The 10,987-nt window shown below is 64.8% G+C and carries 11 protein-coding genes; 10 read left to right on the top strand and 1 reads right to left on the bottom strand.

Annotated features, from left to right (window positions below; genetic code table 11):
- Positions 1–100: 100 nt before the first annotated feature.
- The 9 genes from ASG57_RS04555 (at position 101) to ASG57_RS04515 (ending at position 8,731) form a co-directional block, all read left to right on the top strand.
- Positions 101–1,558: a hypothetical protein gene (locus ASG57_RS04555; RefSeq protein WP_024338311.1), complete on the top strand. Its 1,458-nt coding sequence runs from the start codon at positions 101–103 to the stop codon at positions 1,556–1,558.
- Positions 1,555–2,451, top strand: coding sequence for a UPF0280 family protein (locus ASG57_RS04550; RefSeq protein WP_024338310.1), 897 nt, complete (start codon positions 1,555–1,557; stop codon positions 2,449–2,451). Before ASG57_RS04555 ends, ASG57_RS04550 begins: the two co-directional genes overlap by 4 nt.
- 27 nt (positions 2,452–2,478) lie before the next feature.
- Entirely contained in the window at positions 2,479–3,063 is a 585-nt protein-coding gene (locus tag ASG57_RS04545) for an amino acid synthesis family protein (RefSeq protein WP_024338309.1), read from the top strand.
- A 32-nt stretch (positions 3,064–3,095) separates the two neighbouring features.
- Positions 3,096–4,298 carry an ABC transporter substrate-binding protein gene (locus ASG57_RS04540; RefSeq protein ID WP_024338308.1) on the top strand — a complete coding sequence of 401 codons (1,203 nt, stop codon included), beginning with the start codon at positions 3,096–3,098 and terminating at the stop codon, positions 4,296–4,298.
- Between the two features lie 151 nt (positions 4,299–4,449).
- Positions 4,450–6,339 carry an ABC transporter permease gene (locus ASG57_RS04535; protein WP_024338307.1) on the top strand — a complete coding sequence of 630 codons (1,890 nt, stop codon included), beginning with the start codon at positions 4,450–4,452 and terminating at the stop codon, positions 6,337–6,339.
- Positions 6,336–7,127: an ABC transporter ATP-binding protein gene (locus ASG57_RS04530; RefSeq protein ID WP_024338306.1), complete on the top strand. Its 792-nt coding sequence runs from the start codon at positions 6,336–6,338 to the stop codon at positions 7,125–7,127. The genes ASG57_RS04535 and ASG57_RS04530 overlap by 4 nt, the downstream gene beginning before the upstream one ends.
- Positions 7,124–7,828 carry an ABC transporter ATP-binding protein gene (locus ASG57_RS04525; RefSeq protein WP_024338305.1) on the top strand — a complete coding sequence of 235 codons (705 nt, stop codon included), beginning with the start codon at positions 7,124–7,126 and terminating at the stop codon, positions 7,826–7,828. Before ASG57_RS04530 ends, ASG57_RS04525 begins: the two co-directional genes overlap by 4 nt.
- Before the next feature lie 13 nt (positions 7,829–7,841).
- Entirely contained in the window at positions 7,842–8,297 is a 456-nt protein-coding gene (locus ASG57_RS04520) for a MarR family winged helix-turn-helix transcriptional regulator (protein WP_024338304.1), read from the top strand.
- 44 nt (positions 8,298–8,341) lie between these two features.
- Positions 8,342–8,731 carry a hypothetical protein gene (locus ASG57_RS04515; protein WP_024338303.1) on the top strand — a complete coding sequence of 130 codons (390 nt, stop codon included), beginning with the start codon at positions 8,342–8,344 and terminating at the stop codon, positions 8,729–8,731.
- Between the two features lie 89 nt (positions 8,732–8,820).
- On the opposite strand, the gene ASG57_RS04510 is transcribed toward ASG57_RS04515, so the two are convergent.
- Positions 8,821–10,017, bottom strand: a complete 1,197-nt coding sequence (locus tag ASG57_RS04510) for an amidohydrolase family protein (RefSeq protein WP_024338302.1) — start codon at positions 10,015–10,017, stop codon at positions 8,821–8,823.
- Between the two features lie 156 nt (positions 10,018–10,173).
- On the opposite strand from ASG57_RS04510, the gene ASG57_RS04505 reads away from it, so the two are divergent.
- Positions 10,174–10,947: a ferredoxin--NADP reductase gene (locus ASG57_RS04505; protein WP_024338301.1), complete on the top strand. Its 774-nt coding sequence runs from the start codon at positions 10,174–10,176 to the stop codon at positions 10,945–10,947.
- Positions 10,948–10,987: the final 40 nt, after the last annotated feature.

Below are 10,987 nucleotides of genomic sequence, written 5' to 3'. Positions count from 1 at the left end.
GCAGTGGCATCTTTTGCGCTGCACCGCCGCTTGACAGCCCCGGGGGACCGCGCGCAACATCGTTCGTATACGAATGATAACCGAAGTGTCCGCCTCCGACATGGTGACAGAAACGACGAGCGCCGTCATCGACAAGATCCGCTGCGATGCGTGTCCGGTGATGTGCTATATCAAGCCGGGCGCGGCGGGGGCTTGCGACCGCTATGCCAACCACGACGGCAAGCTCGTCCGCGTCGATCCGCACGTCATCCTGGAGCGCACCGTCTCGCATGGCGGCAAGCTGGTCCCGTTCAGCCGCACCGAGGACTGGGACGGCAAGATCGTCCACGAACCCTCGACCTTCGTCACAGCGATCGGCGCGGGAACGACCTATCCCGACTACAAGCCGGCGCCGTTCATCGTTTCCGCAGAGGTCGACGGCGTCGACATGGTGACTGTGGTTACCGAGGGCATCTTCTCCTATTGCGGTGTCAAGGTGAAGATCGACACCGACCGCTATCTCGGGCCGGAGACTGCGACTGTGCGCGCGCAAGGGGAGGCGGTCGGCCACGTCACCACCAGCGAATACGGCTCGCAGATGCTGTCGCTCGGCGGCGTGCATCATCTCACCGGCGGCTCCAAGAAGGAAGGTCGCATCACCTGCGACACGCTGATGGATCTCGCCAATTGCAAGGCGGTCGAGCTCACCATCGACGGCGGCGCCACGGTGGTGGTGCAGGCCGGGCAGCCCCCGATCGTCAACGGCGTGAAAGAAGAGCGTATGCGCGTCGGCTGCGGCTCTGCGACGATCGGCATGTTCGCAAAGCAGTGGCACGGCAAGGTCGACGAGGTCGTCGTGGTCGACGACCACATCACCGGCGTGCTCAGCGAGCATCAGGCCGGCAAGCTGCTCGACATCGCCGATACCGGCATCAAGATGAAGGGCCGGCGTTCGACGCCCGGCCGCTATTTCCAGGTCGCCGATCCCGGCACGGGTTGGGGCGGCACCGACATATCCGACCCGCTCTCGATCCTCGGGCCGTTTGATCCCAAGGAAGCAAAGCCCGGCCTGACCATGCTGATGGTCTCCACCACGGGTGAGCATTCGTCCTACTACGTGCTCGACGATGCCTTGAGGCCGGTCGAGACCGAGATGCCGGCCGACCTGAAGTTTTCGGTCGAGCGCATCCAGGAGAATTGCGAGCCGGCGCTGTGCACCGTGCTGTTCATGGCCGGCGCGGGCGGCTCGCTGCGCGCGGGTGTCACCGACAATCCGGTGCGGCTGACCCGTTCGGTGAAGGATGCGCTGACGCGAGTCACCAGCGGCGGCGCACCGGTTTATGTCTGGCCCGGCGGCGGCATCACCTACATGGTCGATGTGACGCAGATGCCTTCAGGCGCGTTCGGCTATGTGCCGACACCGGCCCTGGTCGCGCCGATCGAGTTCACGCTGAAGCTGTCCGACTATGCCGCGCTCGGCGGACACATGGACTATGTGAAGCCGCTTGCCGAGGTGCAGAACGGCGACGATATCCGCCAGTTGCCCTGGCATCATCCGATTCCGGGGCGCCGGACATGATGAGACGCCCGCAAATCGCATTGCTGTCTGATGGCCGGCGGCTGCATTTGCAGGATGGACCGATCGATCTGATCGCGGAGGCGAGGGGAGCTGCAGGCGAGGTGCGCTCCGCCTATGAGGCCGCGGTGCACCGGTTCACCGGACTGCTGGACGAGCTCTGCGCCGAGTTGGCGGATTTGCGGATGGCTGCGGCGGATCGGACGTCGCTGCAGGGCGTCGTCGCGCGTCGCATGCACTCCGCTGTGGCGCCCTATGCCGCTGATTGCTTCATCACGCCGATGGCGGCAGTTGCCGGCAGCGTGGCGGAGGAGATTCTGGCCGCAATGCTGCGTGCTGCGACGCTTGATCGCGCCTATGTCAACAATGGCGGCGACATCGCGCTTCATCTCGGCGGCGGTGAGTCTTTTTCGGTCGGCTTTATGGATCGGCCTGATCGCGATGGCGTGATGCGGACGATGCGGATCGAGGCGGATGATCCGGTGCGCGGCATCGCGACCAGCGGACGCCGGGGCCGCAGCTTTTCGCTCGGGATCGCCGACGCGGTGACGGTGCTGGCGGCGACGGCGTCGCGGGCCGATGCGGCTGCGACGGTGATCGCCAATGCCGTTGACCTCCCCGGGCATCGCGCCGTCATCCGCAGGCCTGCGAACGAGCTTCAGCCCGACAGCGATCTGGGCCCGCGCCTCGTCACCCGCGACGTTGGTGAGTTGTCGCACGATGACGTCGCCGTCGCGCTCGAATCTGGCGCGGAATGTGCACGACAATTGTTCGATCGCGGACTGATCGAGGGTGCCGTGCTGCAGCTTTGTGGTGATATGCTTGTCATCGGACCGAAAGACATTGAACGGCAGGGATCGCTCCCGCGTCAGCCGGAGAATGCGGTTCATGTCTGAACAGGGAAGAGCTCAAGGAAGCAAAACATGAGCGCGATCATCCGCAAGATCGTCACCGTCGTCGAAGAGACGCAGATGGAGATGGGCCGGCAAGTCTCGCCGCCGACGCGGCGTGCGGCTGCGATCGCCGTGATCGAGAATCCATTTGCCGGAAAGTACGTCGAGGATCTCTCGCCGCTGATCGCCATCGGCGAGGAGCTCGGAGAGCTCCTGTCGAAGCGCGCGGTGGCCGCGCTCGGTATCGACGGCGCCAAGGCACAGAGCTACGGCAAGGCGGCTGCCGTCGGCGAGAATGGCGAGCTGGAGCATGCCGCCGCGATCCTCCACCCCAAGATGGGCGCGCCGGTACGCAAAGTGCTGGGCAAGGGTGCGGCGCTGATTCCCTCGTCGAAGAAGCGCAGCGGCCCGGGTACGACGCTGGACATCCCGCTGGGGCACAAGGACGCAGCCTTCGTCCGCAGCCATTTCGACGGCATGGAGGTACAGATCAACGATGCGCCGCGCGCCAACGAGATCATGGTCGCGGTTGCGGTCACCGACAGCGGCCGTCCGCTGCCGCGCGTCGGCGGGCTGACGGTCGCGGAGATCAAGGGCGAAGACGGTCTGAGATAGGATACGTAAAGAAGTTCAAACTGGAGGTTGGGATGCGAGCAAGAAATATCATCGTCGGCGCGGCTTTCGCGTTTCTGGCGGGCGGCATGGCTCATTCGGCCCTGGCGCAGGACATCAAGATCGGCGAGATCAACAGCTATTCGCTGCTGCCGGCGTTCACCGAGCCCTATCGCAAGGGTTGGCAGCTCGCGGTCGAGGAAGTCAACGCGGCCGGCGGGATCAACGGCAAGAAGCTCGTCGTCATCTCCAAGGATGACGGCGGCAAGCCGGCCGATGCGCAGACCGCGGCCAACGAGCTCGTCTCGAGCGAAGGTGTCGCGATGCTCGCCGGAACGTTCCTGTCGAATATCGGCCTCGCCGTCAGCGACTTCGCCAACCAGAAGAAAGTGTTCTTCCTCGCGGCCGAGCCGCTGACGGACGCGATCACCTGGTCCAAGGGCAACAAGTACACCTTCCGCCTGCGTCCATCCAACTACATGCAGGCGGCGATGCTGGTGGAGGCGGCTGCGAAGCTGCCGGCCAAACGCTGGGCCACGATCGCGCCGAACTACGAATACGGCCAGTCGGCGGTCGCGGTGTTCAAGAAGCTGATGTCGGAGAAGCGCCCGGACATTCAGTGGGTCGACGAGCAATGGCCGCCGCAGGGCAAGATCGACGCCGGCCCGGTGGTGCAGGCGGTTGCCGCCGCCAATCCCGAAGCGATCCTCAACGTCACCTTCGGCGCGGATCTCGTCAAGTTCGTGCGCGAAGGCAACACCCGCGGCCTCTTCAAGGGGCGCGAGGTCGTCTCCTTCCTGACCGGCGAGCCCGAATATCTCGACCCGCTCAAGGACGAGACGCCCGAGGGCTGGATCGTCACCGGCTATCCCTGGTACTCGATCAAGACGCCGGAGCATGATGCGTTCCTGAAGGCGTACCAGGCCAAGTACAACGACTATCCGCGCCTCGGCTCGATCGTCGGCTATCAGACGATCAAGGCGGCAGCGGCGATCCTCGCCAAGGCGGGCTCGACCGATCCGGAGAAAATGATCGCCGCGGCGGAGGGGCTGTCGATGCCCTCGCCGTTCGGCGAGATCACGTTCCGCAAGATCGATCATCAGTCGACCCTCGGCGCCTTTGTCGGCAAGACGGCGCTGAAGGACGGCAAGGGCGTGATGGTGGATTCGGCCTACAAGAAGGGCGGGGACTATCTGCCCAGCGATGCCGAAGTCGCGAAGCTGCGTCCGAAGGATTGATACGAAAGGGACCCGGGCCTTCACGGTTCGAGGCGCGCGGCGCCGCCGCGTTCCTCACCGTGAAGGTCCTGGGACCTCATCCCGAGGAGGCGCGGAGCGCCGTCTCGAACGATGAAGCCCAACACCTGAGATCCAACCAACCGGACCGCCGATGGCCTTTTACGTCGTACAGTTTCTGACCGGTCTCGCCAGCGCAGCGTCGCTGTTTCTGGTGGCCTCGGGCCTGTCGATCATCTTCGGCGTGACGCGCATCGTGAACTTCGCGCATGGCGCCTTCTATATGATCGGCGCCTACATCGCCTTCTCGCTCACTGAACGGCTTTCCGGCGCGTTCGGCTTCTGGGGCGGGATCCTCCTCGCGGCGCTCGCGGTGGCGGTGATCGGCGTCATCGTCGAGATGGTGCTGCTCCGCCGCATCTACCATGCGCCGGAGCTGTTTCAGCTGCTCGCGACATTCGGCCTGACTCTGATGGTGGAGGATCTCGTCGTCCTGATCTGGGGACCTGACGATCTCGTCGGCCGCCGCGCGCCCGGCTTCAGAGGCGCGATCGATTTCTTCGGACAGAACGTCCCGACCTACGACCTGTTCCTGATCGTGCTCGGACCGGTCGTGCTCGGCATTCTCTGGCTTCTGTTCCAGCGCACGCGCTGGGGTGTGCTGGTGCGGGCGGCAACGCAGGACCGCGACATGGTTGCCGCGCTCGGCGTCAACCAAAAATGGCTGTTCACGTCGGTGTTTGCCGTCGGCGTTTTCCTCGCAGCCCTCGGCGGCGCGCTCCAGATCCCGCGCGATGCCGTGCATCACGCCATGGACCTGCGCATCATCGTCGAGGTGTTCGTCGTGGTCGTGATCGGCGGGCTCGGCAGCATCGTCGGCGCCTTCGTTGCGGCGGTGCTGGTCTCCGAGCTCAATGCCTTCGGCATCCTGATCTTTCCGAAAATATCGATCATTCTCGTTTTCCTGGTCATGGCGGTGGTGCTGATCGTTCGCCCCTGGGGCCTGTTCGGCAAGCCGGAGGCGGCCGCGCGCAAGACGCCGGGCCTCACCGTCAATCCCTGGCGGCCGCTGACGTCGAACGAGAGGTTGATGGCGCTTGCTGCGCTCGTCGTTGCGGCGACCCTGCCTCTGTTCGCCGGCAATTATCTGCTGACGGTCGGCTCGGAGATCGCGATCTTCGTGATCTTCGCCGTCAGCCTGCATTTCCTGATGTCGGTCGGCGGCCTCGCGTCCTTCGGCCACGCCGCCTATTTCGGGCTCGGCGCCTACGGCATCGCGTTCCTGGCAAAAATGGCGGGACTGCCGATGATCGTGTGCCTGTTGCTCGGCCCGCTGCTCGGCTGCATGGGCGCCGCCGTATTCGGCTTCTTCGCCGTGCAGCTCTCCGGCGTCTATTTCGCCATGCTGACGCTCGCTTTCGCTCAGATCGTGTGGTCGATCGCCTTTCAGTGGGTGGAGGTGACCGGCGGTGACAACGGCATTCTGGGCCTCTGGCCCTCGAGCTGGGCGGCGAGCCCGTCGCATTTCTACTGGCTGGCGCTCGGTGTTGCAGCGCTGGTGACGGTCGCGCTGCGGGCGATGGTGTTCTCGCCGTTCGGCTATGCGCTTCGTGCCACGCGCGACTCGCTGCTGCGCAGTGAGGCCATAGGCATAGATGCCAAGCGCATCCAGTGGACCGCCTTCGTGATCGCAGGCACGACGGCCGGCATCGGCGGCGCATTGTTCGCCTACCTCAAAGGGAGCGTCTTCCCGGACAATCTCGGCATCTCGCTGTCGGTCGATGCGCTGGTCATGGTGCTGCTCGGCGGCGTCGAGACGGTGTCGGGCGCGGTGATCGGCGCCATCGTCTACAAGGCCTTGAACATCTGGCTGGTGAGCCAGACCGATCTGTCGAAGCTCGTGCTCGGCGGCTTCATCGTGCTGATCGTCGTCGTCTTCCCCAAGGGCATCGTCGGCATGCTGGAGATGCTGGCGCAGCGCCGCAGGAAAGCATCGCCGCCGGGGTCTCCCTTGCTCGCCAAGCCGATCGAGTCTGCCGAATGAACGTTGCACCCCCACTTCTCGCCGTCGAGGGCCTCACCAAATCCTACGGAGGCATCCATGCCGTGCGCGGCGTCTCGTTCTCGCTGCGTGCCGGCGAGATCCTGGCTCTGATCGGGCCGAACGGTGCGGGCAAGAGCACCTGTTTCGATATGCTCAACGGCCAGAACATCCCGGATAGCGGCCATGTCCGCCTGTTCGGCGAGGAGATCACGGGACGGAAGCCGCGCGAGGTCTGGCGGCTCGGCGTCGGGCGCACCTTTCAGATCACTGCGACTTTCGCCACCATGACCGTGCGCGAGAACGTGCAGGTCGCACTGATCTCGCACGGGAAGCAGCTGTTCAATCTGTTCGGCTCGGCGCCGAAGTTCGACCGCGGCGAGGCCGGCCGTCTGCTCGAGCTGGTCGGCATGGGCGGCTATGCGGACCGACCCTGCGGCGAGCTTGCCTATGGCGATCTCAAGCGGCTCGAACTCGCGGTGGCGCTCGCCAACCAGCCGAAGCTGCTGCTGATGGACGAACCCACGGCCGGCATGGCGCCGCGCGAGCGCGTCGATCTGATGCGGCTGACCGCGAGCATCGCGCGGGAAAAATCGATCGGCGTGCTCTTCACCGAGCATGACATGGACGTGGTGTTCGAGCATGCCGACCGCATCATCGTGCTCAATCGGGGTACGTTGATTGCCGAAGGCACGCCGGCGGAGGTGCGTGGCAATCCCCAGGTGCAGGCCGTGTATCTCGGCGAGGGGCTCGTCTACGACGCCCGCCACCGCGAGGGAGCTTCGGCATGAAGCTGACGGTGCAAGACCTCAACAGTCATTACGGTCCGGCCCATATTCTGTTCGACGTCGGCTTCGAAGTCGGCGAGGGGGAGGTGGTGGCGCTGCTCGGTCGCAACGGCGCCGGCAAGTCGACGACGTTTCGTTCGATCGTGGGCCTCGTCGCGCAGCGCTCCGGCCGCATCACGTTCGAAGGCAAGGATGTCTCGGCGAAGCCGACACATGAGATCGTGCGCGAGGGCCTCGGCTATGTTCCGGAGGAGCGGCGGATCTTCACGGACCTGACCGTCGAGGAGAATCTCGAGGTCGGCCGCCAGCCGAGGCGGCCCAACGCGCCGCATTGGACCCGCGAGAAGCTGTTCGCGCTGTTTCCGAATCTCGGTGAGATGAAGAACCGTCCGGGTGGCCGCATGAGCGGCGGCGAGCAGCAGATGCTCACCATCGCGCGGACCCTGATGGGCAATCCCTCGCTGGTGCTGCTGGACGAGCCCTCGGAGGGCCTGTCGCCGAAGATCGTGGAGCAGATGGTCGATGCCATCCTGACCATGAAGAAGGAGGGCGTCAGCATCGTCGTCTCCGAGCAGAACCTGCATTTCGCGCGGCTGATTTCCGATCGCGCCTACATCATCGAGCGCGGCCGCATCTGCTTCGGCGGCACCATGGCCGAGCTCGACGCGCGTCCGGATATCCGCGACGCGCATCTGTCGTTGTGAAGGCGGGGAACGGATGGCGAGAAGCGTCACGGCGAAGAAGAGTGTCAAGCCGGCAAGACCGCCTTACGTGCTGGACGAACAGGTCGGCTTCATCCTGCGCCAGGTCTGGCAGCGCCACAGCTCGATCTTCGCCCGCGACATCGGCACCAACCTCACGCCAACGCAATGGGCGGCGTTGTCGAAACTGGCAGAGACCGGGCCGTGCTCGCAGAACCAGCTCGGCCGTCTCACGGCGATGGATGTCGCGACCATCAAGGGTGTGATCGATCGCCTGACGGCACGTGGTCTCACCGAGACCAGCCAGGATCCGGACGACGGGCGGCGCTTGCTCGTGAGCCTGACCCGCGCCGGTCAGCAGCTTGCCGAAAAGTTGGCCCCGAATGCCCTCGCGATCAGCCGCGAGACCTTGGCGCCGCTTGAGCCCAAGGAGCGCGATACGCTGATGGCGCTCTTGAACAAGCTGCGTTGAAGCGCGACTAACCTCGGTAAGGGCGCGACCGAGGTTTTGCGGACATGAGAGCGGCGAATTGGCTTGCGATGGCCTTGTGTCTCGGTGCGTCTCTAGCAGGCGCATGCGGTCCTGTCCTTGCAGCTCAAGCCTATGAAGGGTTCTGGGCATCGACCAAGAAGGACTGCCGTGATGACGACAGCCCGAACCGCATGAGCATCGAAGGCGGCAACCGCCTCTATTGGTACGAGACGCGATGCCTCGCCAGTCGGATCACGGCCGACGGAAAGCTGAGCTGGAAGATGCGGCTCGCCTGTGAAGGCGAGGGCGAGAAGTTTCGCTCCAGTCCCCGGGTCTCGATCGCGGCGGATGGCAGACTGGTGATGGACAATGGACCGGTCGGGCGCGCCAAGCGCCAGACCTATGTGCGTTGCGAGTTGCCCAAACGGCGCTGATCCTCAGCGCCCCGAGTCTTTGCCGGTTCATCCGGATCGGGCAGAGAGACCAGCAGCGGAGGCGGCAGCCGTGAACTGCGATGGCCGCGTTACTTCGCGACCACCTCAGGCACCTTGCCGGCCGGCGGCGTGTTGCGGCTGCGCTGGGTGCGCACGATGCCGTCGATGATGGTCATGCCGATGCCGGGCAGGTCGCCGAGCTGCACGCTCTCCAGGATGTTCTTGCCGGGCGAGTGCTGCGCCTTGTCCATGATGACGAAGTCGGCGGAGCGGCCGACTTCAATGAGGCCGCAATCGAGCTGCCGCATCCGCGCGGTGTTGCCGGTGGCAAGGCAGAACGCGATCTCGGCCGGCAGTTCGCCCAGCGAGGACAGCATCGAGACCATGCGCAAGATGCCGAGCGGCTGCACGCCCGAGCCGGCGGGCGCGTCGGTGCCGAGGATGACGCGGTGCAGGTCGCCCATCTCGCGCGCGGTGCGCAGCGTGAACAGCGCCGAGCGCTCGTTGCCGTTGTGCACGAGCTCGAGTCCGCGCTTGCAGCCCTCGCAGATGCAGCGGATCTGGTCGTCGGGCAGGGCGGTGTGACCGCCATTGATGTGCCCGACCACGTCAGTGTCGGCCTCCAGGACCACGTCCTTATCGATCAGGCCGGAGCCGGGGATCGATGGGCCGCCGGTGTGAATGGTGCTCTGGATGCCGTATTTGCGCGCCCAGCCGACCATCTTGCGTGCCGTCGGGCCGTCCTTGACGCCGCCCAGGCCGACCTCGCCGAGCAGCTTGACGCCGTTGGCGGCCATCTCCTTGAAATCTTCCTCAACCATCTCGCATTCGATCACCGGCGCGCCGGCGTGCACCTTCACGCCGCCAGGACGCAGGGTCCAGAACGCGCGCTGGGCGAACACGGCCATCGCTTTGAGGCCGACGACGTCGCGGGGACGGCCGGGCATATGCACTTCGCCGGCGGAGATCATGGTGGTGACGCCGCCATGGAGGTAGCTGTCGATCCAGTTGATCTGGTTCTGCCGCGGCGTCCAGTCGCCCGCCACGGGGTGGACGTGGCTGTCGATCAGGCCTGGCGCGACCGTGGTGCCCTGGGCATCGACGATGGTGGTGGCGCCTTCCGTATTGACGTCCTTGTAGCGGCCGATGGCGGTGATCTTGCCGTTCTCGGCCACGATGGTGTCGCCGTCCAGGATCGGCTTTTCCAAAGCGCCGGACAGGATCAGGCCGATATTTCGGATCACCAGCTTCGAGGGTCCGGTGGCCTGGGGGGCGTCATGCGCCATGGAAGGGCTCCTTATTCCTAACTGCAACGCTTCCGATCTTGGGCAGCCTTGACCGCCGGATCAAGCCGGATTATTCATTAGTATACGAATGATCGTGTACAAACGACGCATAGCTGACCGCCTTGGGACCGCAAGCAAGCGACACGGAAGGGTGAGATGAGCAATTTCAACCAGGAAAGCGTTCTGAGCGTCCACCACTGGACCGACACGCTGTTCTCCTTCAAGACCACCCGCAGCCCGACCTTCCGCTTCCGCAACGGCGAATTCACCATGATCGGGCTCAAGGTCGGCGAGAAGCCGCTGCTGCGGGCCTACAGCGTCGCCAGCGCCAATTACGAGGAGACGCTGGAGTTCTTCTCGATCAAGGTCCCGGACGGACCGCTGACCTCACGGCTCCAGCATCTGAAGGAAGGGGACGAGATCATCGTCAGCCGCAAGGCGACGGGCACGCTGGTGATCGATAATCTGGAGGAGGGGCGGAACCTCTACCTGATCGGCACCGGCACCGGCCTTGCCCCGTTCCTGAGCGTGATCAAGGACCCCGAGACCTACGAGCGGTTCGAGAAGGTCGTGCTGCTGCACGGCTGCCGGCACGTCAAGGAGCTCGCCTATGGCGAGATGATCACCGAGACGCTGCCGAAGGACGAATTGATCGGCGAGTACATCCGCAACCAGCTGATCTACTATCCGACCGTGACCCGCGATCCGTTCCGCAACCGCGGCCGCATCACCGACCTCATCACGTCAGGCAAGCTGTTCGACGATATCGGCCTGCCGGTGCTGGAAGCAGCCCGGGATCGCGTCATGATCTGCGGCAGCCCGGCACTGGTGGCGGACACGCGCGTGCTTCTCGGCGAACGCGGTTTTGTCGAGGGCAATCACGGTGAACCGGCCCAGTTCGTGGTCGAGAAGGCTTTCGCCGAGCGCTGACCTGGGATCATCTGCGCAATAACGCCGTATTTCTGCCGCG

This window comes from Bradyrhizobium sp. Leaf396 (assembly GCF_001424605.1).
Lineage (GTDB): Bacteria > Pseudomonadota > Alphaproteobacteria > Rhizobiales > Xanthobacteraceae > Bradyrhizobium > Bradyrhizobium japonicum_C.
This window is presented reverse-complemented; position numbering and strand designations above follow the sequence as displayed.

What these genes read in the sequence shown, in the direction of transcription:
- ASG57_RS04555 (WP_024338311.1), top strand. Translation starts at nt 101, where the DNA reads ATGGTGACAGAAACGACGAGCGCCGTCATCGACAAGATCCGCTGCGAT.
- ASG57_RS04550 (WP_024338310.1), top strand. Translation starts at nt 1,555, where the DNA reads ATGATGAGACGCCCGCAAATCGCATTGCTGTCTGATGGCCGGCGGCTG.
- ASG57_RS04545 (WP_024338309.1), top strand. Translation starts at nt 2,479, where the DNA reads ATGAGCGCGATCATCCGCAAGATCGTCACCGTCGTCGAAGAGACGCAG.
- ASG57_RS04540 (WP_024338308.1), top strand. Translation starts at nt 3,096, where the DNA reads ATGCGAGCAAGAAATATCATCGTCGGCGCGGCTTTCGCGTTTCTGGCG.
- ASG57_RS04535 (WP_024338307.1), top strand. Translation starts at nt 4,450, where the DNA reads ATGGCCTTTTACGTCGTACAGTTTCTGACCGGTCTCGCCAGCGCAGCG.
- ASG57_RS04530 (WP_024338306.1), top strand. Translation starts at nt 6,336, where the DNA reads ATGAACGTTGCACCCCCACTTCTCGCCGTCGAGGGCCTCACCAAATCC.
- ASG57_RS04525 (WP_024338305.1), top strand. Translation starts at nt 7,124, where the DNA reads ATGAAGCTGACGGTGCAAGACCTCAACAGTCATTACGGTCCGGCCCAT.
- ASG57_RS04520 (WP_024338304.1), top strand. Translation starts at nt 7,842, where the DNA reads ATGGCGAGAAGCGTCACGGCGAAGAAGAGTGTCAAGCCGGCAAGACCG.
- ASG57_RS04515 (WP_024338303.1), top strand. Translation starts at nt 8,342, where the DNA reads ATGAGAGCGGCGAATTGGCTTGCGATGGCCTTGTGTCTCGGTGCGTCT.
- ASG57_RS04510 (WP_024338302.1), bottom strand. Translation starts at nt 10,017, where the DNA reads ATGGCGCATGACGCCCCCCAGGCCACCGGACCCTCGAAGCTGGTGATC.
- ASG57_RS04505 (WP_024338301.1), top strand. Translation starts at nt 10,174, where the DNA reads ATGAGCAATTTCAACCAGGAAAGCGTTCTGAGCGTCCACCACTGGACC.